Raw genomic sequence first — 26,756 nt, 5'->3', positions numbered from 1 at the left:
CCGAACTTGACGTCGCCCCATTAGATGCCCCGGGCATCTAATGAAGATCGGCACGACGCACTCTTCGTCTGCGAGGTCTTCCATGACGGACATGACGGAATCGCACACCGTCGCCTTCCCTCAGAACCGCACCTGTCCGTACCACCCACCCACGGCCTACGACCCCCTGCGCGACGCGCGCCCGCTGGCCCGCATCACCCTCTACGACGGCCGCCCGGTGTGGCTGGTCACCGGACATGCCCTCGCCCGCACCCTGCTGGCCGACCCGCGGCTGTCCTCCGACCGCACCCGGCCCGGCTTCCCCGCGCCCAACGCCCGGTTCGCGGCGGTCCGCAACCGCAAGACCGCGCTGCTGGGCGTCGACGACCCCGAACACCGGGTCCAGCGGCGGATGATGGTTCCCAGCTTCACGCTCAGGCGTGCCGCCGAGCTGCGCCCGGAGATCCAGCGGATCGTGGACGAACGGCTCGACACGATGATCGCCCGGGGAGCGCCCGCCGAGCTGGTGAGCGCCTTCGCGCTACCCGTCCCGTCGATGGTCATCTGCGCCCTGCTGGGCGTCCCCTACGCCGACCACGACTTCTTCGAGGAACAGTCCCGGCGCCTGCTGCGCGGGCCCACGGCCGCCGACACCATGGACGCCCGCGACCGACTGGAGGAGTACTTCGCCGAGTTGATCGACCGGAAACAGAAACAGCCGGAGCCCGGCGACGGCGTCCTCGACGAACTCGTCCACCAACAGCTGCGTGACGGCGAGCTGGACCACGAGGAGCTCATCGCCCTGGCGGTGATCCTGCTGGTCGCCGGCCACGAGACCACCGCCAACATGATCTCCCTCGGCACTTACACCCTCCTCCAGCACCCCGACCGCCTGGCCGAGTTGCGCGCCGACCCGGCGTTGCTGCCCGACGCGGTCGAGGAGCTCATGCGGATGCTGTCGATCGCCGACGGCATGTTGCGGGTCGCCGTCGAGGACATCGAGACGGACGGCGGGACAATCCTGGCGGGCGACGGCGTGGTCTTCTCGACCTCCGTCATCAATCGCGACGAGGCCGTCTACCCCGACCCCGACGCCCTGGACTGGCACCGCCCCACCCGCCACCACGTCGCCTTCGGCTTCGGCATCCACCAGTGCCTCGGCCAGAACCTGGCCCGCGCCGAGATGGAGATCGCCCTGCGCACCCTCTTCGACCGGCTGCCGAACCTCCGCCTGGCCGTCCCTGCGGAGGAAATCCCCTTCAAACCCGGCGACACGATCCAGGGGATGCTGGAACTCCCCGTGACCTGGTAAGAGGCTCCGGTCATGCAGAACGAAACGCGCGAAACGCGCCACATGCACATCGACATCGACCACGACCTCTGCGTCGGCGCCGGCCAGTGCGCCCTCGCCGCCCCGTCCGTCTTCACCCAGGACGACGACGGCTACAGCGCCCTGCTGCCCGGCCGGGAGGACGGCGGCGGCGACCCGATGGTCCGGGAGGCCGCCCGGGCCTGTCCGGTCAGCGCCATCACCGTGTCGGAAACGGGGAGTTGACGCCGGGCGGGTCAAGCACGGCCAGGTCGAGCGCGCGCAGCCGGGCAGGGTCGGCGATCACCTCGTAGGAGCTGATCCGCCCGCCCCGCACGGTGGCCGTGACGACGTACAGCAGCCGTCCGAGCGGGGCGACGACCAGTCCCACATCGCCGCCCACGAGCACCGGCACCGCGAATCGCGCCCGGTCGCGCATGAGCACCGTGCCCTCCGCGACCGCCCGGGCACCCCGCAGCTCCGTCGCCACGCCCGGCGGCAGGGCCGCGGGGTCGGCCCGGCGGACCACGTCGGGGGCCAGCAGGCCGAGCAGTGCACCCAGGTCACCGCCCCGCGCTGCGGCGAGGAACGCCTCGACGACCTGCCGGTGCCGGTCGAGTGCCGCGCCCGGAACCGCGGGCGTGCCCCGCACCCTGTGCCGGGCCCGGCTGGCGAGCTTCTTCGCCGCGGGCACGGACCTGTCCACGACGCGGGCCACCTGGTCGAAGGGCACCCCGAACAGGTCGTGCAGCACGAAGGCGACCCGCTCCGCCGGACCCAGCCGGTCGAGGACCACGAGCAGGGCGAGACCCACCGAGTCGATCAGCACGGCCTCGTCCTCGGGCACGGCCCCGCCGCCGGACTCCGGCACCTGGTCCCCGTACGGGTCCTCGCGCCGCGCGGCACGGGAGCGCAGCATGTCCAGGCAGATGCGGGAGACCACCGTGGTCAGCCAGCCCGCCAGATGGCCGATGCCGTCGCCACCCGTACGGCTGAGCCGCAACCAGGCTTCCTGGACGGCGTCCTCGGCCTCGTCGAGCGACCCCACCATGCGGTACGCGACCGCCCGCAGCTGTCTCCGGTGGGCCTCGAACCGCCGTGCCAGCTCGTCCGTGCCGTCCATCGGTCACCTTTCTCCGTCGTGCTCCGTCACCCCTACGACGAACCCGACCCGATCGAGGTGACCGGCATGACACTGCTGCACATCGACTCCAGCGCCGACCTGGCCGCCGACTCCGTGACCAGGACGCTGACCGACCTCTACGCGACCACATGGCGCGCCGCACACACCAACGGCACCCACCACCACCGCGACCTGTCCGCCGACCCGGTGCCCCCGCTGACCCCGGCGTACACCACCCTCGGCCGCCGGGTGGAACGCGAGGGCTTCGTCCCGCCGGACAAGGTGCCGGCGCTGATCGAGAACGCCGCCGAGGAAAGGGAATGGCAACTCACCCTGCCCCTGCTCACCGAACTGCGGTCCGCGGACACGGTGTTGCTCGGCGTCCCGATGTACAACCTCTCCGTACCCGCGTCCCTGAAAGCCTGGATCGACCGGGTGACCTTCCCCGGCGCGTTCACCGACCCGGACAGCGGCGAGAGCCTGCTGCGCGGCACCCGTGTGGTCGTGCTCATGGCCCGCGGTGGCGGATACGGCCACGGCGCCCCGCTGGAGCACTGCGACTTCCAAACGCCGTATCTCCGGGCCTACTTCGGCCGCCTCGGCGTGGCGCCGGACAACCTCCACCTCGTCGCCGCCGAGCTGACCCGCATCGACGTCCTGCCCCAACTGGCCGGTCTGGAGCACCTCGCGGCCGACTCCCTCAGCCGGGCCCGCGCGACCGTCACGGAACTCGCCGCCGCCTGACCTCAGCGCGCCGCCAACAACGACCGCACCGCCTCCCGCGCCTGTGCCGCCGGCCGCGTACTGCCCGTGATGCCCGCCGTGACCATCGCGCCCTCGGCCAGCAGAAACAGCTGCCCGGTCAGCGTCTCGGGCAGCCCCGCGCCGGCCACCAGCGAGGCGAGGTAGTCGTGGAACGCCCGCTTGTGCGCCCGGACCTGGTCCGCCACCCGCTCGGAGCGGGCGCCCAGCTCGCCGTACGAGTTGATCCACGCGCACCCGCGGAAGTCCGTCTCGCCGAACCACTCCTCCAGCCAGTCGAAGACGGTCAGGATCCGCCGCTCGGGGTCCGCCTGCCGCTCCACGTGAGCGGCGAGCTGCCCGCGCCAGCGCACGTCGCGCCGTTCCAGATACGCCTCCACCAGCTGCTCCTTCGCCGGGAAGAGCTGATAGAGCCGCTTCAGCGAGACCCCGGACGCGCCCCGGATGTCGTCCATGCCGACGGACTGGATGCCGCGCCCGTAGAACAGCTTCTCCGCGGCGTCCAGTGCCTGCTCCCGGGCGGTTGCGCTGTCCATGAACGACCACTCCTTGACTTGAGAACGAGCGTTCTCCTACCGTAGCAGTCATGCGGAGAACGGTCGTTCTCCGTTGTCCGCACTGCTCTTTCCGCCCGGAGGACGCCATGACCGACCGCCCGCCCCTACCGCCGTTCACCCGCGAGAGCGCCGCGAGGAAGGTGCAGGCCGCCGAGGACGCCTGGAACACCCGCGACCCGCACAAGGTCGCGCTCGCCTACTCGGCGGACTCGGTGTGGCGCAACCGCGACACCTTCGTCACCGGCCGCGCCGAGATCGTCGAGTTCCTCACCGCGAAGTGGGCCCGCGAGCACGAGTACGCGCTGCGCAAGGACCTGTGGGCCTTCGACGGCAACCGCATCGCGGTCCGCTTCCAGTACGAGTGCCGGGACGCCGAAGGGCAGTGCTGGCGGTCGTACGGCAACGAGCTGTGGGAGTTCGACGAGCACGGGCTGATGACCCGGCGCGAGGCGAGCATCAACGACGTACCCATCGAGGAGAAGGAGCGCCGGATCCACGGTCCGCGCCCCGAGGCCGAACGAGGGTTGTCCTTCCCGCTTGAGTAGGGTGCGCGGGTGACCGAACAGGACGAGCGAGCGCCCTTTCTCTACGTCGTCGTATGCGCCGCCGGCATCGCCACGGACGTCGGCAAGCTGATCACCGCCGCGCAGGAGCGCCAGTGGCACGTCGGCGTCATCGCGACGCCGCTCGCCATGAACGGTTTCTTCGACACCGCCGCCGTCGAGACGCAGACCGGCCGCCCGATCCGCTCCGCCTGGCGTCGCCCCGGTGACTCACGGCCCTTCCCGGAGCCCGACGCGGTCGTCGTCGCCCCGGCCACCTTCAACACGATCAACAAGTGGGCCGCCGGCATCGCCGACACCCTCGCCCTGGGCACCCTGTGCGAGGCGTACGGCCTCGGCGTCCCCATCGCCGCCCTGCCCTGCGTGGCCGACGCGCTGGCCGCCCATCCCGCGTACCAGGACAGCCTGATCCGGCTGCGGGGGATGGGCGTGCGTTTCGGGGAGCCGTACTCCGGCGAGGTGAGGGAGGACGGCCGGCGGCCGGAGTTCGGGTGGGAGCGGGCGCTGGACCTGCTGGACCGGTGACGGAACAGGCCCCGCCCGCACCCGGCCACGTACGCTCCCCCTGATATCCCATCCCGACCGCAGGAGCAGCAACGATGCAGTACGTGAAGCTCGGTTCGACGGGCCTGGACGTGTCGCGGATCTGTCTGGGCTGCATGACCTACGGGCTCCCCGACCGCGGCGTACACGAGTGGACCCTCGACGAGGAGGCGTCGCGGCCGCTGATCCGGCAGGCGCTGGACGCCGGGATCAACTTCTTCGACACCGCCAACGTCTACTCCGACGGCACCAGCGAGGAGATCGTCGGCAAGGCGCTGCGCGACTTCGCCCGCCGGGACGAGATCGTGCTCGCGACGAAGGTGAACGGCCGGATGCGGCCCGGCCCCAACGGCGCCGGCCTCTCCCGCAAGGCGATCATGACGGAGATCGACCACGGTCTCGCCCGTCTCGGCACCGACTACGTCGACCTGTACCAGATCCACCGCTTCGACCCGCACACCCCGGTCGAGGAGACGATGGAGGCCCTGCACGACCTGGTGAAGGCGGGCAAGGTGCGCTACATCGGGGCGAGTTCGATGTACGCCTGGCAGTTCTCCAAGATGCAGTACACGGCCGAGCGGCACGGCTGGACCAGGTTCGTGTCGATGCAGAACTACTACAACCTCCTCTACCGCGAGGAGGAGCGCGAGATGCTGCCGCTCTGCGCGGACCAGGGCGTCGGCGTGCTGCCCTGGAGCCCGCTGGCCCGCGGCCGGTTGACCCGGGACTGGGGCACGGTCACCGAGCGCAGCGCGAACGACAACTTCGGCAGCCGGCTGTACGTCGACAGTGACCGGGTCGTCGTCGAGGCCGTCACCCGTGTCGCGAACGAACGCGGCGTCCCGCGCGCCCGGGTCGCCCTCGCCTGGCTGCTGCACCAGGACGCGGTGGCGGCCCCGATCATCGGCGCCGCCAAGCCGCACCACATCGAGGACGCGGCGGCCGCGGTCGAACTGGAGCTCAGCGAGAAGGAGTTGGAGGAGCTCCAGCAGCCGTACGCTCCGCATCCGATCATCGGTCACTGACCGGCGCCGCCGACGGATCAGTGCGGCCCGTGCGGTGCGAACTCCGTGCCGCACGGTCCCGCGCCCTCGCTGTGCGGCAGCGGGACGCGGTCGCCGCTCATCGTCAGCGTGCGGTAGTACTCGCCGATCCGCTCGGCCGAACGCCCCACGTAGTGCCCGATGAACGACCGGCGAAAACGATCCTCCGTACGGTTGGGCTGCGAGCCGTGCACCAGGCTGCCGTTGAAGAACAGGACGTCCCCCGGCTCCATGTCGACGGGTACGGCCGTAAGGCCCGGCGGCGGCGGCACGTACTCCCGTGCGAAGGACACGTCGGCGTCCGCCGTCTCCGGGCAGAACAGGTCCATGGCGTGGGTGCCGGGGACGACTTCGAGGCCGCCGTTGTCCCGGTCGATCACATCGCACGCGATCCACGCCGCCACACACGTGCCCGGCTCGACCCGCAGATAGAAGTTGTCCTGGTGCAGCGCCTGCCCCCGAGCCCCCGGCGGCTTGAAGTAGAACATGCTCTGCGCGGCCAGCACCTCCGCCCCGAGCAGCGCCTCCAGCACGCTGCGCAGCCGAGCATCGAGGAGCACCCGCAGCGACAGCTCGTCGATCTCGTGCGGCTGCATCACCCGGGGAAACACGCGCAGCGGGTCGCCGTCCGACGGGCGCGGCTCGAAGTGCCCGGGCACCGGCCCGGCCGAGTGCAGCGCCGCGAACCGCTCGCACAGCCGGTCGATCTCGTCGTACCCGAACAGTCCGCGTACGACCGTGAAGCCGTCCTCGCGGAACTGGCGGAGCCCGGTCTCGGGCAGGATGGGGGTGCCGGTGGCACCGATGTCCGTGGCTGTCATGCGTCCACTCCCAGGTCGGATGTCCTCACCCCGGCCACGCTAGGCCTATGCCCACCCCAGGAGGATGACCGTGAGCGCTGACGGGTTGCCCGAGACTGCTGCACCCGGTGATCCCGCCCCGCCGCCGGGCCTGGTGGTGGTCGGGCACTTCGACCAGCCGCCGGGGTACGGCATCAACCGGCCGCGCGGCGCGGACAGCTGGCTGTTCACCTGGACGACAGGCGGACGGGGGCGACTGCGGCACGGGAGCACCGAGGCCCGGGCCGGGGCGGGGGACCTGGTCGTGCTCGCGCCGGGTGTCCCGCACGGCTACGGCGTCGAACCGGGCGCACGGCACTGGGAGTTCTGGTGGGTGCACTGCCAGGCCCGCTCCTCCTGGCGGTCCTGGCTGCGCCCGTACGACACCGGCGAGGGGATGTACGTCGTCACGCCGACGCCGGACACGGTGCACGGCCGTGTCGAGGCGGCCTTCCGTCGGATGCTCGCCGACGCCCGCTGGACGGGGACGGACGCGCCGCCCGTCCTGGCGCCGGGAGAGGAGCAGGTCGCGGTGGCGCACGGCACCGCGGCCCGCGAACTCGCCCTGTGCTCACTGGAAGAGGTCGTGCTGCTCACCGCCGGCACCGCGCGGACGCCCCCGCCCCACCCCGGCGTCGACGACCGGGTACGCCGGGCCGAGGCACTGATCGCCGCCGATCCGGGCGCCCCGCACACGGTGCGCTCGCTCGCCGAGCACGTCGCGCTCTCGCCCTCCCGGTTCGCCCACCTCTTCACCGGGCAAGTCGGACAGTCACCGATGCGCGCCCTGCGCGAGGCCCGTCTGCGGCACGCCGCCCGGCTGCTGGAGACCACCGACCTGTCTGTGGAACGCGTGGCAGCCGCCTCCGGGTTCGCCAGCCCGTTTCACTTCAACCGCGTGTTCCGCGAACGGTACGGGCTGCCGCCCGGCGTGTACCGGGCGAGCGGCCCAATGGTTGGCGCGTGACTTGTGAAGGCAAGGTGAAGGCGCGTGCGCCCGTATGACCAGGCGAAAAGGTCGGGGCGGGTTCGTTCAATGGTTTTCGCAGGCCGCCGAAGAGTGTTGAGTGAATACCATTTCCAATTGCCCTGCCGATGTGCCGTAATGGCCGCGATCAGATGTTGACCAATCGTCAAATCCTGATCGGTGCGCACGCAATGCACAAAAAACTGGAATCACTTGTTCCCTGTCGCTGACCTGTGCAAAGGTGTGCCTCGCTCCCACACGCCCCATGCTTCACAAGAGCCGCGCCCGGAGCATACCCATTGGTATGAACCTTCAAAGCCGCATGCCCTCCGGAGGAATGCCCCCGTGCATGACGCAGGCCTGTCGAATTCCCCTCGCGACGCCCGCCTCTTCGAAGTGACCGATGCTCAACTGAGCGCCGAACTGAAGAAGTGGACGGGGGCGACACCGGCACTCCATCCCGTCGGTGAACTCCTCGACCGGCACTGGGAAGCAGGATTCGCCTACGCACGGCTGTGCACCGCGGACGCCCGTTCCGCCGGCATGCTCACCACCGCGGCATTCACCCGGCTGTTCGGCGAAACACTGCGGCAGACCGGACCGACGGCCGCGTGGCGTCCCCAACTGCTCGTCACCGTGCGCCATATCGCGGCGGAGTGGGGCACCGACCGCCGACAGGAGCTGCTCCACCCCGAGCTGCGGACCGAGCCGGGCAGCGGGGAGCGCGTCTCCGCCCGGCTGCTGCCGCCCGCCGACCGCCGGCTGCTGTCCGGGGCGTTCCAGCGGCTGCCCCAGTCCGCCCGCTGCCTGCTGTGGCACAGCGAGGTCGAGGCAGAACCGCTGGCGATACCCGCCGGACTGCTCGGCCTCGACGAGGAGGACGCCCGTGTCGAACTCGGCCGGGCCCACGAGCGTTTGCGCGAGGAGTGCCTCCAGCTCCACCGCGAACTCGCCCCGGAGCAGGAGTGCCGGCGCTACCTGCGGATGCTGGACGTGACCTACCGGCGCGGCGGCGTCGACGTCGACCCCGACCTGCGCGAGCACCTGGACCGCTGCGCGCACTGCAGCGACACCGCGGGCCAGCTGCACTTCTTCAACGCGGGGCTCGGCGTCGCACTGGCCGAGGCGGTGCTCGGCTGGGGCGCGAGAGCCTATCTGGAATCGAGAGCGATCCAAGCCGAGAATCCGGCCGAGGCGGAGGCCGCGCCGGCGCCGACAGCGGCGATCGCGGGTGAGTCCTTCTTCGCCGAGAGCGGCGCCTTCCCACCTGCCGGAGATGCGGCTACCCGCGCGGACGAGGGTCGCGCGCCCGCGGCGGAGAACTTCGCCTCCGAGGGCGAGGCTCCCACGCCCGCTCCACGGGTGTCCGCCCCCGCAGGCCGGCCCTTCTCCACTGCGGACGTGGTCGCGTCGCCCGCGCAGACGGGCCCTCGACGGACCCGCCGCACCGCACGTCGGACCGCCCGGCGAACCGACGCTGCCACCACAGCTCCCGGTCCGGGCACCCCCCGCGGCTGCTCCGGCCGCGCGGCCCTCAAGGCCGCCCGCCGTGCCGCCCGGCGCCGCAACCTCACCGCGGCCGTCGCGGCCGTCAGCGCGCTCGTCGTCCTCCCGCTTGTCATCTGGTCCGTCGTGGGCTCCGACGAGGGCTCCACCCCGACCGCGCGCGACCGTCCCTCCGAAGCGCCCGACTCGAATACGGGCTCCGCCACCAGCAACCCGTCCTGGGCGGGCGCCGCCGAGGCCGCGAAGGGCGATCTGCGGGGCCGGCTCTACAACATCGGATCCGGGCTGTGCGTCGGCATCGTCGGCGGGAAGGCCGCCAAGAACGCGGAGACCGAGCTCGCCACCTGCTCCTCGGCGGCAGGCCAGCAGTGGTCGTACGAGACCGACGGCCTGCTGCGCAGCGGCGCGGACCCCGGTCTCTGCCTCGACTCCCACCTCGGCTACTCGGTCCGGCTGGCCCCGTGCACGGGTGGCTCCGATTCCGAGACCAAGAACGTCCGCTACGACTTCACCCTCCAGGGCACCCTGGTACCGCGCTTCAACCAGGAACTGGCCCTCAGCCCCGCCGCCACGGACGGCTCGGGAGCCCTGGTCCTCAAGACCCGTGACGACGAGGGCGAAGCCCAGCACTGGGTGATCGACACCTCGAAGACCGAACTCCAGATGGAGGCGGTCAACTGGGACCAGGAGGTCGGTACTCCGCAGCCGACGACCCCCAAGCCCACGCCGACCCCCACGCCCACGCCCAAGAAGTCGAAGGCACCGACGTCCACCCCGACGCCGTCCGCGACCCCGTCGACCTCGCAGCCGCCCCCCACGAGCCCGTACCCGACCGACCCGTACTGCTACTACCACCCGTACTACTGCTCGTCGGACGGCCAGTACGGCGGGTCCGGTGGGGGCGGATACGGCGGATACGGGTACGGCGGCGGCTATGGAGGCTACGGCCAGGGCGGTGGCGGTCGCGGGTGACCGCTGCCCGGCTCGGTCGGTCGGCCTGCTGCGACTCAGCCTCCGGCAACCTGGAGCGACGCCCACAGCGCCACCACGGCCGGGACAAGGGCGGCCGGCACCGCGAGCAGTCCGAGCCGGGTGAACTCCCCGACGGCGACGTCGTGCCCGTGCCGGTGCGCGATGCGCCGCCACAGCAGGGTGGCCAGCGAGCCGGCGTACGTCAGGTTCGGGCCGATGTTCACCCCGAGCAGCACCGCGAGCACCGCGCCGGGCCCGGCCGGGGCGGTCAGCGGCAGCAGGACCAGCACGGCGGGCAGGTTGTTGATCAGGTTCGCCAATGCGGCGGCCAGCGCGGCGATGCCGAGCAGCGCGGCCAGGCCCGAGCCGTCCGGCAGCACCTGCCCGAGCGCGTCGGCGAGCCCATGGTCGACCACGGCGCGCACGACGACGCCGAGCGCGAGCACGAACCCCAGGAATGCCGGGGTGGCGGCCCGCACCACCGTGAGCGGGGAGGCCCGGCCCCGGACGATCGCCCGCCCGGCCAGCACCAGTGCCCCCGCGAGCGCCACCCACGCCGGCTCGACGCCCACCGCCGAGGCGACGACGAACCCGGCCAGCGTGCACCCCACGGTGACCAGCGCGAACAGGGGCAGCTCGGGCGCCTTGCCGGGGTCGGGCTCGTGCACCGGGGCCATCAGTTCGTCGGCGAACCAGCGCCGGAAGACCAGGTACTCCGCGCCGATCGCGGCCAGCCACGGCAATGTCATCAGCGCCGCGAACCGGGTGAAGCTCAGCCCGCTCGCCTCGAACGCCAGCAGGTTGGTGAGGTTGGACACCGGCAGCAGCAGCGAGGCCGTGTTCGACAGGTGCGCGCAGGCGTAGACGTGGGGTTCGGCGCGGACGCCCGCCCGGGCGGCGGTGGCCAGCACCACCGGCGTCAGCAGCACCACCGTGGCGTCCAGGCTGAGCACGGCCGTGATCGCCGAGCCCAGCGCGAACACCGCGGTCAGCAGCCGTCCGGGAGACCCCGCCGCCCAGCGGGCCATCCAGGCCCCGCACGCCCGGAAGAGGCCCTCGACCTCGCAGAAATGGGCGAGGACCAGCACCGCGGCGAGGAAACCGACCACCGGCCCGAGCCGCTCCACCTCCGCCCACGCATGCGCCGGCGAGATCACCCCGGTCGCGATCGCCACCCCCGCCGCCGGTACCGCGACCGCGGCCTCCGGAAGGCCGAACGGGCGCAGAACGGCCCCGAGCAGTACGGCGACGAGCAGGACCACGGACAGTACTTCGGCGAGCGGGGTGTTCAGAGCGGGTCCTTCATGACGTGATCGAAGAGGTGCCCGCACATGAAAACAGGCTGCGGTAAGAGCCCTGTGAGCACCCCTGGCCGGGAGGGATCAACCACCCGTGCCGGGCTGGACCACGGTCAGGAAGACCGAGGACTCGTTTCCGGCCACGGGCACCTCACCGGCCGTCCACGCCACCTTGAGCGCATCCCGCTCGTCCGGCGCCGTCACGAGCAGCGCCTCGGGCGTGGCCGTACGGGCCCCGCTGATCTCGGGGCTCGCGAAGGTCAGCCCGGCCCAGGCGCTGCGGCCGGGGGCCAGCGTGACGGTCTCGGGCGTGTCGGGGGAGCGCTTCGGGTCCGGGCCGAGCTGCTTGCCGGACGCGTCGACGAAGGCGGCACCCGGATAGCCGCGCACGGTGCAGGTCCGGTCGGCCGTGTTGGTCAGCACGATCGGGAAGTTCCGCTGTCCGGCCCCCGGGCTGGGGCGGCCGATGGACGCGCGCAGCTCGGAGGTGTGGCACCGCGTGCTGGAGGCGGTCGGCTCGGGTGCCGGGCTGCCGGTGCCGGTCGTGGCCGGCTCGGTCGCGGGGGTACCGGTACCAGGTGTGCCTGGTTCGGTCGTACGGCTGCTCGTACCGGCCGATGTCTGTACGGCGCCCGATGAGTCGGCGCCGTTGTCGCAGGCGGCCAGCAGGCCCAGTAGCGCGACGGCGGTCACCAGGGGAGTCGCTCGGTGTAAAGAGTGGAATGCGCGTGCACGTCCCATGTCTGTGACGAATCCCCGTTTTGCCGCCGAGTACTCGATGATTTGCAGCCGAGTACTCACTCCTCGCCCAGGAGCCCGATCTCCGCCCAGATCGTCTTGCCGTCGGTCGTGTGCCGGCTGCCCCAGCGCTGGGTCAGTTGAGCGACCAGCAGTAGCCCGCGGCCGCCTTCGTCGAAGATCTTGGCGCGGCGCAGATGCGGTGCCGTGTGGCTGGTGTCGGAAACCTCGCAGATGAGCGTGGCCGCGTCGTGGATCAGCCGGAGGCGGATGCCGGGTGTGCCATAGCGGATGGCGTTCGTCACCAGCTCACTCACCACCAACTCGGCCGTGAACGACGCCTCGCTCAGATTCCAGTGGTCGAGCTGCTCCATGACCTGCTTGCGGATGGGCGCGACGAGCGCCGGGTCGGCCGGGATGTGCCAGGTCGCGACCTGCGAGGAGGGCAGTCCCTGGGTGCGGGCCAGCAGCAGGGCCACGTCGTCGGCGGCGCCGGCCGGCGGCAGGAGGGCGTGCAGGATGTGGTCGCAGGTCTCGTCCAGCGACTCGGAGGACGCCGACAGCGCCTCGCGGAGCAGCGCATGACCGGCGTCGACGTCGCGGTCGCGGCTCTCGATCAGGCCGTCGGTGTAGAGGGAGAGCACGGTGCCCTCGCGCAGTTCGAGCTCGGCGGACTCGAACGGCAGCCCGCCCAGGCCCAGCGGTGGCCCGGCGGGCAGCTCGATCTCCTCCGGCTCGCCGCCCGGCGGGACCATGACGGGCGAGGGGTGTCCGGCCCGGGCCAGCGTGCAGCGCCGGGAGACCGGGTCGTACACCGCGTACAGGCAGGTGGCGCCGACCTCGCCGGGGCTGCCGTCGGTGCCCGCCTCCTCGGAGAGGCGTACGACCAGGTCGTCGAGGTGGGTGAGCAGTTCGTCGGGAGCGAGGTCGATGTCGGCCAGAGTGCGCACCGCCGTGCGCAGCCGGCCCATGGTGGCCGACGCCTGGACGCCGTGGCCGACGACGTCCCCGACGACCATCGCCACCCGCATCCCGGACAGCGGGATCACATCGAACCAGTCGCCGCCCACCCCCGACCGGGCCGCCGGGAGATACCGGGACGCCGCATCGAGCGCCGCGGTGCGCGGCAGGGACCGGGGCAGCAGGCTGCGTTGCAGGGCGAGGGCGGTCTCGCGTTCGCGGGAGTAGCGGCGGGCGTTGTCGATGCACACGGCCGCGCGCGCCGTGATCTCCTCGGCCAGCAGCACGTCGTCCGGGGTGAAGTGGTCGGGGTTCTCGAACCGGGTGAGCACGGCGACGCCGAGGGTGGTGCCGCGGGCCCGGATCGGTACGGACATCGTCGCGTGGATGCCGTACTCCTTGATCCGCTCGGCGCGTACCGGGTCCCAGGCGAGCCACTGGGCGAGGTCGCCGGTCGACGTCGAGGCCACGATGGTGTGCCCCGCCAGCAGTGCGTCGGCCTGGGGCGACGGGGTGGGATACACGTCCGCATGTCCCGGCTCGGCCACGGCTTCGGGGTTGCCCGGGTGGACGGATCGGTGGGCGGCCCGGCGCAGGCTGATCGGGGCGGTCAGTCGGCCGGTGGGCGACTCGCCCCCGTGCTCCGCAGGGTCCAGCAGGTCGACGCTCACGAAGTCGGCGAGGGCGGGGACACAGATCTCCGCCAGCTCCTCGGCCGTCCGGATGACCTCCAGGGTGGTGCCGATGCGGACGCTGGCCTCGTTCACCAGCTGCAGCCGCTCCCGGGCCAGGTACTGCTCCGTGAAGTCGTGCGCGGCGACGGACACGCCGCGCACCCGCCCCTTGCTGTCGGTGATCGGGGCCATGCGGGCCAGCCAGGCGTACGTTCTGTCCCCACCGACCGGAAGGTATGTGCGTACGTCGGTGCCCCGGCCCGTGGTGAGCACGCGCAGGAGGTACTGCTCGATGTCCGTGCTCTGGGCTCTGCCGCTCAGTTCGGGCGCCCGCAGCCCGCGCACATGCTCCTCGGAGAGCCTGAGGACCTCCGCCATGACGGTGTTGATCCGGCGCAGACGGAGCCGCTCGTCGTAGATCGCGATGGCACAGGGGGAGTCGAGGAGACCGACGTGGTCGAGCGGGTCGTCGGGCGCACGCGGGCCGTCCCCTTCGAGGGGCGTGACCACGAGCCAGCGGTCGGGGCCGTCGACGCCCGGCCGGACACGGTGGGCGAGCAGCCACACGGGCACCGCGCCGCCGTCGCGATGGCGCAGGGTGACGACGCCGTCCCAGCGGTCGCCTTCAGGCGCGACGGATCCGCTTTCCCCCGCACCGGCCAGCAGATCCACGGCCGGGCGCCCCAGGACCTCGGCGGCCCGGTGGCCCAGCAGCCGTTCGGCCCCGGCGTTCCACTCGACGAGATTGCCGTCGTCGTCGATGACGGCGCGGGCTGTCGCGGCGTCGTCGAACGGATACTCCGGGTTCATCGTTCCAGGCTAGTGCGTCGGCTGCGCACAAACCCCGGAACTCCCAGGCGCACCCTTGACGGTATGGCATGCCACCCCGTCAGAATCTGTTTGTTCGCGATCAGTTGTGAGTACTTCTGCGCCCTGATGAGGGAGAGCCGCACATGACAGTCACTCGAAGATCGTTACTGCTCGCCTCCACGGCCGCCCCCGCGGCCGGAGCGCTGCTGACCACCTCGACGGCACGGGCCGCTGAGACCACCGAATCCACCGGTGCCTCATCCGGCCGCCGCACGGTCGCGCTGCGCGACGGCTGGCGCTTCGCCCTGGTGAACCCGGGCGGCCTCACCGACCCGACCGGCGCGTACGCGGGCGCCGCCGAGCCCGGCTACGACGACTCGGGCTGGCGTGAGGTCGCGGTGCCGCACGACTGGAGCATCGAGTTCGCCCCGACCACCGAGCACGGCACCACCAGCGGCACCGGCTTCTTCCCCGGCGGCCTCGGCTGGTACCGCCTCGCCTTCACCCTGCCGCCCGGCCTGGCGGGCAAGCGGATATCGGTGGAGTTCGACGGCGTCTACATGGACTCGTACGTCTACTGCAACGGCAAGGAGGTCGGCCGCCACCCCTACGGCTACACCGGCTTCGCCTTCGACCTCACCGACCTCGTGCACACCGACGGCAGCACCGAGAACGTGCTCGCGGTCAAGGTGCAGAACCGCCTGCCCAGCAGCCGCTGGTACTCGGGCAGCGGCATCTACCGCGAGGCCCGCCTCGTCGTCACCGAGCCGGTGCACGTGGAGCGCTGGGGCACGTACGTCACGACGCCGGAGATCACCGGGGAACGGGGCGTCGTACGGGTGCGGACCTCGGTGGTGAACGCCTCCGGCGGTGGCACGGACGTCGAGGTCGTCTCGCGGATCGTCGATCCCGGCGGCCGTACCGTCGCCCGTACGTCCTCCACGGTCCCCGTCACCGACAGGGCGACCGAGACCCACGAACTCACCGTCGGCGACCCGAAGTCGTGGGACTTCGACACCCCGCACCACCGCTACACCCTGAAGACCGAACTGCGCGTCGGCGGCAGAACCACCGACACCTACCGCACCACTTTCGGCTTCCGCACCTTCCGCTTCGACCCGGACGAGGGCTTCCACCTCAACGGCGTCCACAGCAAGATCAAGGGCGTCGACCTCCACCACGACCTGGGCGCCCTCGGCGCCGCCGTCAGCATCGACGCGATCCGTCGGCAGATGACCATCATGAAGTCGATGGGCGTCAACGCCTTCCGCACCTCCCACAACCCGCCCTCGCCGGAGATGATCCAGGTCTGCGAGGAGATGGGCATCGTGATGCTCGTGGAGGCCTTCGACTGCTGGCGCTCGCCCAAGACGCGCTACGACTACGGCCGCTTCTTCGATGAGTGGGCCGACAAGGACGTCACCGAGATGGTGCTGGCGGCCCGTAACTCGCCCGCCGTCCTCGTGTGGTCGATCGGCAACGAGGTCTCCGAGTTCACCTCGACCTCCGGCCTCGCCATGGCCGACCGGCTCATCGCCGCCATCAAGGCCTGCGACGACACCCGCCCGATCGTCATCGGCTCCCACCGCCACCGCAGCGTGCCCGCCCCGGGCTCACCGGGCGATCTGATCCTGGCCAAGTTGGACGGCCTCGGCCTCAACTACAACACCGCCAAGTCGGTGGACGCCCTGCATGCCCGCTATCCCCACCTCTTCCTCTTCGAATCCGAGTCGTCCTCCGAGACGTCCACACGCGGCGCCTACCAGGAGCCCGAGCGCCTCAACACCGGCGAGAACCACACACCGGGCAAGCGCGCCACCTCCTCGTACGACAACAACCTCGCCTCCTGGACCATGAGCGGCGAGTACGGGCACAAGAAGGACCGGGACCGGAAGTGGTTCGCCGGGCAGTTCCTGTGGTCGGGCATCGACTACATCGGCGAGCCGACGCCGTACGACGTGTTCCCGGTGAAGGCGTCCTTCTTCGGCGCCGTCGACACGGCCGGCTTCCCGAAGGACATGTACCACCTGTTCCGCAGCCAGTGGGTCGGCGAGCCGATGGTCCACCTGTTGCCGATGACCTGGAACCACCAGGAGGGCGACACGGTCGAGGTATGGGCGTACTCCAACGTCGACACCGTCGAGCTGTTCCTCAACGGAAAGTCCCTCGGCACCCGGACGTTCGACACCAAGAAGACCGTCGACGGCCGGACCTATCTGGAGACGACCGAGGCGACCGGCGACGACAAGACCTTCACGGACGGCCCCTACCCCGGCAGCTACACCAGCCCGAACGGCAGCGCGGGCAAACTCCACCTCACCTGGAAAGTTCCGTACAGGCCCGGGGAGTTGAAGGCGGTGGCCCGCAGGGGCGGCAAGGTGGTCGCCACCGATGTACTGCGCACAGCCGGTGCGCCGAAGGCCGTACGGCTCACGGCCGACCGTAAGTCCCTTGCCGCCGACGGCCGTTCGCTTCTCTTCGTGACCGCCGAGGTCGTCGACGCCCGGGGAGTGGTGGTGCCCGACGCCGAGGACCTGATCTCCTTCGAGGTGACGGGCGGCTCGCTCGCCGGGCTCGACAACGGGCGGGAGGAGAGCGCCGAGCGCTACCAGGCCAGTACGCGTACGGCCTTCTGCGGCAAGGCGCTGGCGATCGTACGGTCCGGTACGAAGGCGGGCTCCCTGAAAGTGACCGCACGGGCCGAGGGCCTGCGGGCGGGCAGCGTGACCGTGCGGACGTCTCCCGCCCGGTCGGCCGCGCTCACCCCGGCCGCCGCGTTCGAGCCCGACTATCCGGCGCCCGTGAGCTACCCCTACGCCGACGCCAGTTACTCCGGCCGCCCGGACAGCCTCCCGGCCGCCATGCTCGACGGCAACCCTGCCACCGGCTGGTCCAACGGCTTCCTCAAGGCGGCCACGGCCCTGCTGCCCGCCTTCGACGGAGCCCGGGCGGAGGACTGGGTCTGCGTGGACTTCGGGCGGACACGGACCATCGACCGGGTGGAGGTCTCCTTCACGCTGGATGCCACGCACACGCTGCCCGCGTCGGTCGTGGCCGAGGTGTGGGACGGCCGACGGTACGTGCCGGTAGAGGGCCCGTCCGTGGGCTGGGCCACCGCCTCCGACGCGCCGACCATCATCACCTTCGACGCGGTACGAGGCTCCCGGCTGCGACTGACCCTGACCAGTGCCCACCCGGGCGAGTCCCGAGGGGCGATACGCATCAGCAAGCTGGAGGCACCGGCCACCTGAGCCACGTACGGTCCGGACGCCGGGTTCAGCCGCGCCCCTTCGGGGCGCGGGGCTGTCTCGATATGCGGCTACCGCCGCGTGGGCGCGACCAGCCACGACGGCGCCGCAGCCGAACAAGACCGTCCGGACCGTTGACGTAGTGTCATGTCGCCAACAAGCATGGCCTGCGTCCGCTTCTGGGAGCGCTCCCACCCGAGCGTAGCCCGCCCCTCACCCGAGGAGCCCAGACGTGAAACGACGCAGAACCACCCTGCTGACTCTGACGGCCCTGCTGGCCGCAGGCCTCACCGCGCTCCCGGCCACACCGGCTGGCGCCGAGGAGGTCGAGCAGCTGAAGAACGGCACCTTCGACACCACCACCGCCCCGTGGTGGACGACCAGCAACGTCACCGCCGGCCTGTCCGACGGACAGCTCTGCGCGAACGTCCCCGGCGGCACCACCAACCCCTGGGACGCGGGCGTCGGCCAGAACGACATCGCCCTGGTGAAGGGTGAGTCGTACCGGTTCTCCTTCACCGCCAACGGCTCGCCCGAGGGGCACACCGTGCGGGCGATCGTCGGGCTGTCGGCGGCGCCGTACGACACCTACTTCGAGGTGAAGCCTCAGCTGAGCGTCTCCGGGAACTCGTACGCGTACACCTTCACCTCACCCGTCGACACCCCGCAGGGTCAGGTCGCCTTCCAGCTCGGCGGCAGCGCGGACGCGTGGCGCTTCTGCATGGACGACGCCTCGCTGCTGGGCGGCGTCCCGCCCGAGGTCTACGAGCCCGACACCGGGCCGCGGGTACGCGTGAACCAGGTCGCCTATCTGCCCGCCGGGCCGAAGAACGCCACGCTGGTCACCGGCGCCGGTGAGAAGCTTCCCTGGCAGCTGAAGAACGGGTCCGGGGCCGTGGTCGCCCACGGCTGGACCGTGCCGCGCGGAACCGACGCCTCCTCCGCGCAGAACGTCCACTCGATCGACTTCGGTGCCTACCGCAAGCAGGGCAAGGACTTCACGCTGGTCGCCGACGGGCAGGCGAGCCGCCCGTTCGACATCGGGACGGCCGCCTACGAGCGGCTGCGCCTGGACGCCCTGAAGTACTACTACACGCAGCGCAGCGGCATCGCGATCCGCGACGACCTGCGCCCGGGCTACGCCCGTCCCGCCGGACACGTCGACGTCGCACCCAACCGGGGTGATGGCAACGTGCCCTGCCAGCCGGGCGTGTGCGACTACACCCTCGACGTCACCGGCGGCTGGTACGACGCCGGCGATCACGGCAAGTACGTCGTCAACGGCGGCATCTCCGTGTGGGAGCTGCTGAGCACCTACGAACGCGAACGGCTCGCCCGCACCGGGGAGTCGGAGAAGCTGGGCGACGGCACGCTCGCCATCCCGGAGAGCGGCAACAAGGTGCCGGACATCCTCGACGAGGTCCGCTGGGAGCTGGAGTTCCTGCTGAAGATGCAGGTGCCCGCAGGGCAGCCGCTGGCCGGCATGGCGCACCACAAGATCCACGACGAGCAGTGGACGGGCCTGCCGCTGCTGCCGAGCGACGACCCGCAGAAGCGCGAACTGCACCCGCCGTCCACCGCGGCGACCCTGAACCTGGCCGCGACGGCCGCGCAGGCGGCGCGCCTGTACGAGCCGTACGACAAGGAGTTCGCGGCGAAGACGCTGGCCGCCGCCCGCAAGGCGTGGACTGCCGCGCTCGCGCACCCCGACCGGTACGCCTCCGAGAGCGACGGCATCGGCGGTGGCACCTACGCCGACAACAACGTCACCGACGAGTTCTACTGGGCGGCGGCCGAGCTGTATCTCACCACGGGGGAGCGGGAATTCGCGGACCACGTGCTGAACTCGCCCGTCCACACCGCCGACATCTTCGGTGCCCTCGGCTACGACTGGGCCAGGACGGCGGCAGCGGCCCGGCTGGACCTGGCGACCGTGCCGAGCCGGCTGCCGGGCCGGGACAAGGTGCGCCAGTCCGTGATCAAGGGCGCGGACGGCTATCTGGCCACCCTGAAGTCACAGGCGTACGGCATGCCTTACGCACCGACCGGCAACCTCTACGACTGGGGCTCCAACCACCAGATCCTGCACAACGCCGTCGTGATCGCCACCGCGTACGACATCACGGGCGCCTCGAAGTACCGTGACGGTGCGCTGCAGAGCATGGACTACCTGCTCGGCCGCAACGCGCTGAACATCTCGTACGTGACCGGCTATGGGGAGGTCAACTCCCGCAACCAGCACGCCCGTTGGTACGCCCACCAACTCGACCCGAAGCAGCCGAACCCGCCGGTCGGCACGCTCGCCGGCGGGCCGAACTCGAGCATCCAGGACCCCTACGCACAGAGCAAACTCCAGGGCTGCGTCGGCCAGTTCTGCTACATCGACGACATCCAGTCCTGGTCGACGAACGAGCACACGATCAACTGGAACTCCGCCCTGGCCCGGATGGCCTCCTTCGTGGCCGGCCAGGGTTAGACCGCGACCGCGCGAGCCCGCCGCCGCGGAGGTGCGGCGGCGGGCTTACGGGGGCTCACGGGGCGATGTTCATGACGGGGAGGTCCTTGCTCACGCCTGTCAGGTAGTAGTCCTTGGGCGCCGAGAAGACGACGAACTCGCGGTCGTCCTCGCGGATCTTGGTCCGGATGGTGAAGTTCCCGGCGGCATCCGTGGTGGTCTGCGCGTTGTACTCGCTCTCGAAGTACTGGCGCAGGAACACCCGGGTCCCGGCGACCGGCCCGTGCCCCGCGGGCCAGGTGACCTTGCCCTTCACGGTGAGGGCGTCACCGGGGCGCACGATGAGCTTGCTGACCTGGTAGGTGAGGGAGCTCGCGACGGGCTCGACGCGCACGGCGGTGTCCGCGAACGCCATCTGGCCGTCGGTGGGATCGGTGTCGTACATGGCACGGAAGTGCACCTCGTGGCGGGGGGAGAGATAGGGGCTCGGCCGGCTGTCCCAGCGGTCCGCCGGGACGTCCTCGAGGGTGAACCGTCCGTTGGCGTCCGTGCGGACGGTGCCCAGGCTGCGGGTCTCCCATTCGGTCGGGTCGATGGGGTCGCCCCACGGGTTCCAGGTCTTGAAGAGGACGGACTGTTCGAGCTGGACCGGGGTGTCCGCGGCGGGTGTCCCGTCCGGCCGGGTCAGGGTCCCGGTCAGGTCGACCGTGCGGTGGTCGAAGTCGGTGGTCGCGGTGCTGCTGGTGAGGGTCACCGTGTAGTCGTGGTCCGCCGAGTGGGCGGACGGTGCGACCACCGCGCTGGTGAGCAGGGTGAGGACGGCGACCGCGGTCGGTCGAGCGCCCGGTAAGCGCATACGCACGTGAACTCCGTTGGTGGTGAGGCCCGTTGTCGTGCCGGGATCGAGTGGTGGTGTGCCGGCATGGGTGTGACACGTGGGGCCTCACCGGGGGTTGTAGGGCACGTCAGGAATGCACGGCCCGTGCACCTGGGGTTCGGCGGCAGGTCATCTACTGGTTCCTCTGGTTCCTCTGCGGCTCGTGCTCCACGAGTTGGCCCGGCCGTTGGTGGGCGGTCAGCGTGTGCAGCGCTGCCTGGTCCAGCGGCTGGTGCACCTCGACGTACTCGCCGTGCGGAAGCCGCTTGATCACGCCCGTCTCCCGGCCGTGCAACACCAGCTCCCTGTCGCGGAGTTGCAGGCCCAGGCAGATGCGGCGGGTGACGACGAACACGGCCACCGGGACGAGCAGCGCCGCGATGCGGATGGCCCAGGTCACCGCGTTGATCGACAGATGGAGCCGGGTCGCCACGATGTCGTTGCCGCCGCCCGCGAGGAGGATGAGGTAGAGGCTGATCCAGGCCGCGCCGATCCCGGTGCGCACGGGGCGGTTGCGGGGGCGGTCGAGGAGGTGGTGCTCGCGCTTGTCGCCCGTGAGCCAGGACTCCAGGAAGGGATACACACCGATGAACACCAGCAGGAGCGGAAACACCACGACCGGGATCAGCACGCCGAGCACGAGGGTGTGACCCCACAGCGTGATCTCCCAGCCCGGCATGATGCGGACCAGTCCCTCGGCGAAACCCAGGTACCAGTCGGGCTGGGCGCCCGTGGAGACCTGGTCCGCGCGGTAAGGGCCGTACGTCCAGACCGGGTTGATCGTCGCCACCGCCGCCATGACCGTGAGCGCGCCGAAGACCAGGAAGAAGGAGCCGCCCGCCTTCGCCAGGTACACCGGCATGAACGGGGCGCCGACGACATTGCGCTCGGTGCGTCCGGGGCCCGCGAACTGGGTGTGCTTGTGGTACACGACCAGCAGGACGTGCGCCACGACCAGCGCCGCCATGATGCCGGGGATCACCAGGATGTGCAGGGAGTAGAAGCGGGCCACGACGTCATGACCCGGGAACTCCCCGCCGAACAGGAACATCGACAGATACGTCCCGACGATCGGGACGGACAGCAGCGCGCCGTTCACGAACCGCAGGCCCGTCCCCGACAGCAGATCGTCGGGCAGCGAGTAGCCGAACAGGCCCTCGAAGAGGCCGAGGAGCAGCAGGGACCAGCCGAACAGCCAGTTGATCTCCCGCGGCTTGCGGAACGACCCCGTGAAGAAGTGCCGCATCATGTGCGTCAGCATCCCGGCGACGAAGACCAGTGCCGCCCAGTGGTGCAGCTGCCGCATCAGCAGCCCGCCCCGCACGTCGAAGCTGATGTCGAGCGTGGAGGCGTACGCCTCGGACATGCGGACGCCGTTGAGGGGGAGGTAACTGCCGTGGTACGTCACCTCGTTCATCGAAGGATGGAAGAAGAGGGTGAGGTACACGCCCGTCAGGATCAGCACGACGAAGCTGTACAGGCAGATCTCCCCGAGCAGGAAGGACCAGTGGTCCGGGAAGACCTTGCGCAGGTACTTCCGGCCCAGGGAGTGGATGCCGAGCCGTCCGTCGAACCAGTCCGCGACCCGCTCACCCCTGCCGGGCTCGGGCAGCTCCCGGGCGCTCACGCCTCCTCCCGGCGTACGTGCGTGAGCTTGTCCGGGTTGCTCACGACGTAGACACCGGACACCTGCTCGCCGTCCGGCGTCAGATCGAGGACCAGGACGGCGTACGGCTCCTCGCCCTCGAACAGCACCGCCGCGTCGTCGCCGTTGACGCGCCGGTGACGCAGGTCCAGGTGGCCTCCGCCCGCGCCGCCCCTGCGCGCGAACGAGCCGAGGAGCCGGACGGCCTTGTCCCGGCCGTGCACGGGACGCAGCCCCGCCCGCTTGCGCTTGCCGCCGGCGTCGGTCCACACCGTCACGTCCGGCGCGAGGATCTCCATCAGCGCGGCGATGTCCCCGCCCACCGCGGCTCGCACGAACCGCTCGGTCGCCTCCCGCCGCACCCGCGGATGCGCCTCGTACAGCGGCCGCCGCGCCTGCACATGCTCCCGGGCCCGATGCGCCAGCTGCCGTACGGCCGCCGGGCTGCGGTCGATGATCTCCGCGATCTCCGTGTGGGCGTACCCGAACACCTCGTGCAGCACGAACACCGCTCGCTCCAGCGGCGACAGCGACTCCAGGACGACCAGCATCGCCAGCGACACGGACTCACTGCGCAGGGCGGGGTCGTCGGCGCCGCCGTACTCGCTGTCCGCGACCAGCGGCTCGGGCAGCCACGGGCCGACGTACGTCTCGCGGCGGCGGCTGATCGCGGCCCGCCGCGCCAGCGCGTGGTTCACGGCGATCCGCACGAGATACGCCCGCGGATTGGCGATCCCGTCGAGCGGCGAGCCTCCGCCGCGCGCCGTCCACGACAGCCATGTCTCCTGCAGTACGTCCTCGGTGTCGGCGACACTGCCGAGCATGTTGTAGACGACGCCGAACATCAGCTCACGGTGCTCGATGAAGACGCCGGTCGCGTCGTCGGTGACGGTCATGGGGATGTCGGACATGCAGTGGGCCTCCCGGTGCGCGCTCACTACTGCGAGGCCCGGCGGGGGCCGGAATGTGACATCCCACGGTTGAATGTGACCCACGTCTCGATGGCGTCGGGCGCCGCCTCGCGTCCGAGCTGCCGTTCCGCATTCCCTGGTACCGGCATACATCACACTTGACCTGCAGATATTTACGGGTAAGTACCCGAGCGGTACCGTGAAGGGCATGCCAGCTCTCAACGTGGAGTTCAGCGACCGCGAGCTAGAGGACCTGCGGCAGATCGCCAAGGAACGCGGTACGTCGATGAAGGCGCTCGTGCGGGAGGCGGCCGCGGCCGACATAGCGCGGCACCGGGCGCTGCAGGAGGGCGCCGAGGCGTTCCGCCGGTTCTTCGCGTCGCACGCCGACGAGTTCGCGGCCGCCTTCCCCGACGACGAACCGTCCGCCAAGGGCGCGGGACAGGCCGCCTGACCGATGGCCCCCGTCATCCATATCGACGTGCCCTGGCTGCTCCAGCGACACGAAGAGGTCCTGCCGGACCAGCCCACGATCAACGACTTCTCCGCGTTGGTCGCCGCCGTCGCACGCCATCGCGTGGATCCGCCCCGCCTGGGTGTCGACTCCGACCCGGCCTGGCGGGCCGCCGCGCTGCTGCATACCCTCGCCCTGCTCAAGCCGCTGCCCTCGGCCAACGCCCGCTTCGCCTGCGCGTCCGCGGTGGCCTACATGTTCGTCAGCGGCGTCGGCATCGACCCGCCCTACGGCGCCCTCGTCGACCTCGCCCGTGATCTGATCTCCGGCAAGGTCGATGTGTACGGCGCGGCCGACCGGCTGCGCTCCTGGCAGATCTGAGGCCGGCCGCCCGGTGGTCCGGGCTCTGCCGTGGCGGTCCCCGTTCCTCCCGCCCCGGGGGCCGCCGACCGAGGGCGGGAGGAACGGGGTCGGCGGCCCGTGGCGCGCAGGAGAGCCGCCGTCCCACGCGCGGGCCTTCCGAGAGGGCCGGCTCCAGTGGACTACGCGGGCGCGTGCGCCGGGGAGCGTGCGGGGCGCTCCGGCGCGTGCGCGGGGTTCACACGGGGCGCACGGAATGTTGAAAGCTCGCGCAGCTGTGGAGAGTTGCCGCGGTATCTGACTTTCTTTCAAAGGTGCGGATGTTGCCCAAGTGCCTTGTTGGCCATTGGTGTGCTGTGCAAGGGTGAACTACCCGTGGGGGGTGGGAAAAGGCCGGGGCTCATTCGTTCCGTGGGGAACCGGAGCGGATGGGCGTTGGTGAATTCGCGCTCCCCGCGCTCACGTCGAAGAGGTACACACCAAGCCGCTCTCCTTTTCGGCGACCGGAACTTCTGAGCCATGCGCGTGGGAAGGAATCCGTTCAGTGCCCACCCCCCACCCCCCTCGCCCTCCTTACCCCCCGCCCGGCGGGGTTCCCGAGGAATCCGACGAAGGTCTTGCCGCCCGGCTGCGGGGCCGTCCGGACGGCGAGGCCGCTCCCTCCGTCGCGCTGCTCATGGCGCGGCACTGGCAACCGGTCCACGAATACGCCGCGATCTGTCTCGCCTCCCCGCAGAGCATCGCCGACATGGTCACCGCCGCCGCCTTCCACCAGGTCCTCGACCGCCTGGCGCTGGGCGAACCGGCCGCCGCGCTGCGTCCCCGGCTGCTCGTGGCCGTCCGGGACACGGTCCGGCAGTGGTCGACACAGGACCGAATATCAGGTGTTCTGCCGGAACTGGGGAAACCCGCGGGTGGTCGCGGTATGCGTACCGCGAAGTCCATGACGCCCGAAAATCGGAAGCTCGCCGATCGGTCATTCCAGGCGCTTCCGGGACTTGCCCGATGCCTGCTCTGGCACACCGAGGTCGAGGCCGAGCCGTTAAGCGTCCCCGCCGGTCTGCTGGGCATGGACACCGTTACCGCCACGGCCGCGCTCGAACAGGCGCGTGATAAATTCCGCGAAGGTTGTGTACATGCCCATCGGGAACTCGCGCCGACGAAGGATTGCCGGTTCTACAACCGCCTCCTCGACGTCCCGATTCGCCGGGGCGGAGCCCTGCTGCCCGATGTCCAGCAGCATCTGACTCAGTGCCGCTACTGCCGCAACGCCGCCGAACAACTGAGCCATTTCGAGGGCGGGTTGGGGGTGCTCATCGCCGAGGCGGTGCTCGGCTGGGGCGCACGCCGCTATCTGGACACCAGACCCGGCCGTACCCAGGGCGACGGGCCCCGCACCCGCGGCTCCGCCCGGCACGGCGCCGGACGACGTCGCCTCCTGCCGCGGATCCCCGCACAGGTCCGCAGGGCTCCTGGCGGACCGCGCTCCTCGCGGACGCTGCTCACCGGAGTGGGAGTGGCCTCGGCCGGGCTGATCGCGATCATGCTCGCGGCCGGCCTGCTGTCGGACGACGACGGGGTCGACCCGGCCGCCTCCGCCACCGGCGGCGGCACCGGATCCCCGATGCCTCCCGCGGTCTCCTCCGCACCGCCCGGCACGGCCCAGCTCCCCAACGCACCGCGCCAGACCAGGCTGCGCAACGCAGACGCCGACCTGTGCCTCGACATCCGCGGCGAGCCGAAGGCCAAGGCCGGCACCGAGCTGGCCGAGTGCTCCTCGGACGACACCCAGCAGTGGTCGTACGAGAAGGACGGCCTGCTGCGCAGCGTGGCGGGCCCCGACCTGTGTCTGGACTCGCACGTGGACGCCGGCGTGGTGATCCTCGGCAAGTGCGCCGACGACGACTCGAAGCGGGCCGACGACGTGCGTTACGACCTCACCGTGCAGGGCGAGTTGCTGCCCCGCTGGGACGAGCAGCTCGCCCTCACGTTCACCACGGCGGACGCGGGCGCCGACATCGTCGTCAAGGTCCGCGACGGCTCCGACGAACAGCGCTGGCTGACCGACCCCGTGGCGTCGGCGAACCCGGGCTCGCTGTCGAGCGCGGAGACCGAGACGCCGGGGGCTCGGGCGGTGCGGTTGGCGGAGGAGGAGGCGTAGGC

The 26,756-nt window shown here is 71.0% G+C and carries 22 protein-coding genes; 13 read left to right on the top strand and 9 right to left on the bottom strand.

All coding sequences use genetic code 11. The annotated features are described in order from the left end of the window. Nucleotides 1-82: 82 nt before the first annotated feature. Nucleotides 83-1,291: a cytochrome P450 gene (locus EHO50_RS37295; RefSeq protein WP_128435797.1), complete on the top strand. Its 1,209-nt coding sequence runs from the start codon at nt 83-85 to the stop codon at nt 1,289-1,291. A 42-nt stretch (nt 1,292-1,333) separates the two neighbouring features. Continuing rightward, on the top strand, nt 1,334-1,534 hold the full coding sequence (locus tag EHO50_RS37290) for a ferredoxin (RefSeq protein WP_128436139.1): 201 nt from the start codon (nt 1,334-1,336) through the stop codon (nt 1,532-1,534). Here EHO50_RS37290 and EHO50_RS37285 read toward each other — a convergent pair. Beyond that, nucleotides 1,509-2,411 carry a sigma-70 family RNA polymerase sigma factor gene (locus tag EHO50_RS37285; protein ID WP_128435794.1) on the bottom strand — a complete coding sequence of 301 codons (903 nt, stop codon included), beginning with the start codon at nt 2,409-2,411 and terminating at the stop codon, nt 1,509-1,511. The genes EHO50_RS37290 and EHO50_RS37285 overlap by 26 nt on opposite strands. Nucleotides 2,412-2,477: 66 nt before the next feature. Here EHO50_RS37285 and EHO50_RS37280 point away from each other — a divergent pair, with 66 nt between their 5' ends. Then, nucleotides 2,478-3,155: an FMN-dependent NADH-azoreductase gene (locus EHO50_RS37280; protein ID WP_128436136.1), complete on the top strand. Its 678-nt coding sequence runs from the start codon at nt 2,478-2,480 to the stop codon at nt 3,153-3,155. Between the two features lie 2 nt (nt 3,156-3,157). Here EHO50_RS37280 and EHO50_RS37275 read toward each other — a convergent pair whose 3' ends face one another. Next, entirely contained in the window at nt 3,158-3,709 is a 552-nt protein-coding gene (locus EHO50_RS37275; protein ID WP_128435791.1) for a TetR/AcrR family transcriptional regulator, read from the bottom strand. Nucleotides 3,710-3,816: 107 nt separating this feature from the next. On the opposite strand from EHO50_RS37275, the gene EHO50_RS37270 reads away from it, so the two are divergent. From EHO50_RS37270 to EHO50_RS37260, 3 genes are all read left to right on the top strand, one after another. Next, nucleotides 3,817-4,275, top strand: a complete 459-nt coding sequence (locus EHO50_RS37270) for a nuclear transport factor 2 family protein (protein WP_128435789.1) — start codon at nt 3,817-3,819, stop codon at nt 4,273-4,275. Nucleotides 4,276-4,284: 9 nt separating this feature from the next. After that, nucleotides 4,285-4,818: a flavoprotein gene (locus EHO50_RS37265; protein ID WP_128435785.1), complete on the top strand. Its 534-nt coding sequence runs from the start codon at nt 4,285-4,287 to the stop codon at nt 4,816-4,818. Nucleotides 4,819-4,892: 74 nt separating this feature from the next. Beyond that, nucleotides 4,893-5,861 carry an aldo/keto reductase gene (locus EHO50_RS37260; RefSeq protein WP_128435782.1) on the top strand — a complete coding sequence of 323 codons (969 nt, stop codon included), beginning with the start codon at nt 4,893-4,895 and terminating at the stop codon, nt 5,859-5,861. Nucleotides 5,862-5,878: 17 nt separating this feature from the next. Here the strand turns inward: EHO50_RS37260 and EHO50_RS37255 are convergent, their stop codons facing one another. Further along, on the bottom strand, nt 5,879-6,700 hold the full coding sequence (locus EHO50_RS37255; protein WP_128435779.1) for a phytanoyl-CoA dioxygenase family protein: 822 nt from the start codon (nt 6,698-6,700) through the stop codon (nt 5,879-5,881). Between the two features lie 64 nt (nt 6,701-6,764). On the opposite strand from EHO50_RS37255, the gene EHO50_RS37250 reads away from it, so the two are divergent. Together EHO50_RS37250 and EHO50_RS37245 are read left to right on the top strand one after the other, a co-directional pair. Then, on the top strand, nt 6,765-7,685 hold the full coding sequence (locus EHO50_RS37250; protein ID WP_128435777.1) for a helix-turn-helix domain-containing protein: 921 nt from the start codon (nt 6,765-6,767) through the stop codon (nt 7,683-7,685). A gap of 345 nt (nt 7,686-8,030) precedes the next feature. Next, the gene (locus EHO50_RS37245; protein WP_181449761.1) at nt 8,031-10,163 is read left to right on the top strand and encodes an RICIN domain-containing protein; all 2,133 of its coding nucleotides are present in this window, start codon (nt 8,031-8,033) and stop codon (nt 10,161-10,163) included. A 35-nt stretch (nt 10,164-10,198) separates the two neighbouring features. Here the strand turns inward: EHO50_RS37245 and EHO50_RS37240 are convergent, their stop codons facing one another. The 3 genes from EHO50_RS37240 to EHO50_RS37230 all read right to left on the bottom strand — a co-directional run bounded on the left by EHO50_RS37240 (nt 10,199) and on the right by EHO50_RS37230 (nt 14,643). Further along, a complete protein-coding gene (locus EHO50_RS37240) occupies nt 10,199-11,455 on the bottom strand; it encodes an SLC13 family permease (protein ID WP_181449764.1) in 1,257 nt (418 codons plus the stop codon). Nucleotides 11,456-11,545: 90 nt separating this feature from the next. Continuing rightward, nucleotides 11,546-12,202 carry a DUF4232 domain-containing protein gene (locus tag EHO50_RS37235; RefSeq protein WP_128435772.1) on the bottom strand — a complete coding sequence of 219 codons (657 nt, stop codon included), beginning with the start codon at nt 12,200-12,202 and terminating at the stop codon, nt 11,546-11,548. A 56-nt stretch (nt 12,203-12,258) separates the two neighbouring features. Then, the gene (locus EHO50_RS37230) at nt 12,259-14,643 is read right to left on the bottom strand and encodes a SpoIIE family protein phosphatase (protein ID WP_128435769.1); all 2,385 of its coding nucleotides are present in this window, start codon (nt 14,641-14,643) and stop codon (nt 12,259-12,261) included. A 143-nt stretch (nt 14,644-14,786) separates the two neighbouring features. Here EHO50_RS37230 and EHO50_RS37225 point away from each other — a divergent pair, with 143 nt between their 5' ends. Both EHO50_RS37225 and EHO50_RS37220 read left to right on the top strand, forming a co-directional pair. Then, nucleotides 14,787-17,894, top strand: a complete 3,108-nt coding sequence (locus tag EHO50_RS37225; RefSeq protein ID WP_128435766.1) for a glycoside hydrolase family 2 TIM barrel-domain containing protein — start codon at nt 14,787-14,789, stop codon at nt 17,892-17,894. Between the two features lie 229 nt (nt 17,895-18,123). Continuing rightward, the gene (locus tag EHO50_RS37220) at nt 18,124-20,367 is read left to right on the top strand and encodes a glycoside hydrolase family 9 protein (RefSeq protein ID WP_128435763.1); all 2,244 of its coding nucleotides are present in this window, start codon (nt 18,124-18,126) and stop codon (nt 20,365-20,367) included. A 55-nt stretch (nt 20,368-20,422) separates the two neighbouring features. On the opposite strand, the gene EHO50_RS37215 is transcribed toward EHO50_RS37220, so the two are convergent. The 3 genes from EHO50_RS37215 to sigJ form a co-directional block, all read right to left on the bottom strand. Further along, nucleotides 20,423-21,208: an acyl carrier protein gene (locus EHO50_RS37215; RefSeq protein ID WP_128435761.1), complete on the bottom strand. Its 786-nt coding sequence runs from the start codon at nt 21,206-21,208 to the stop codon at nt 20,423-20,425. Between the two features lie 148 nt (nt 21,209-21,356). Further along, nucleotides 21,357-22,850: a cytochrome bc1 complex cytochrome b subunit gene (gene qcrB / locus EHO50_RS37210; protein WP_128435758.1), complete on the bottom strand. Its 1,494-nt coding sequence runs from the start codon at nt 22,848-22,850 to the stop codon at nt 21,357-21,359. Continuing rightward, complete coding sequence (gene sigJ, locus EHO50_RS37205) at nt 22,847-23,779, bottom strand: RNA polymerase sigma factor SigJ (protein ID WP_128435754.1); 933 nt, start codon at nt 23,777-23,779, stop codon at nt 22,847-22,849. The genes qcrB and sigJ overlap by 4 nt, the downstream gene beginning before the upstream one ends. Before the next feature lie 208 nt (nt 23,780-23,987). Here sigJ and EHO50_RS37200 point away from each other — a divergent pair, with 208 nt between their 5' ends. The 3 genes from EHO50_RS37200 (at nt 23,988) to EHO50_RS37190 (ending at nt 26,754) form a co-directional block, all read left to right on the top strand. After that, nucleotides 23,988-24,233, top strand: a complete 246-nt coding sequence (locus tag EHO50_RS37200) for a hypothetical protein (protein ID WP_128435751.1) — start codon at nt 23,988-23,990, stop codon at nt 24,231-24,233. A gap of 3 nt (nt 24,234-24,236) precedes the next feature. Continuing rightward, nucleotides 24,237-24,614: a toxin Doc gene (locus EHO50_RS37195; protein ID WP_128435748.1), complete on the top strand. Its 378-nt coding sequence runs from the start codon at nt 24,237-24,239 to the stop codon at nt 24,612-24,614. A gap of 523 nt (nt 24,615-25,137) precedes the next feature. Then, the gene (locus tag EHO50_RS37190) at nt 25,138-26,754 is read left to right on the top strand and encodes an RICIN domain-containing protein (RefSeq protein WP_128435746.1); all 1,617 of its coding nucleotides are present in this window, start codon (nt 25,138-25,140) and stop codon (nt 26,752-26,754) included. The last annotated feature ends 2 nt before the right edge of the window (nt 26,755-26,756 follow it).

Source organism: Streptomyces cyaneus, assembly GCF_004028635.1.
In the GTDB taxonomy this organism is placed as follows: Bacteria; Actinomycetota; Actinomycetes; order Streptomycetales; family Streptomycetaceae; genus Streptomyces; species Streptomyces cyaneus.
The sequence above is the reverse complement of the archived record's forward strand: the minus strand, read 5'-3'. Positions and strand labels throughout refer to the sequence as shown.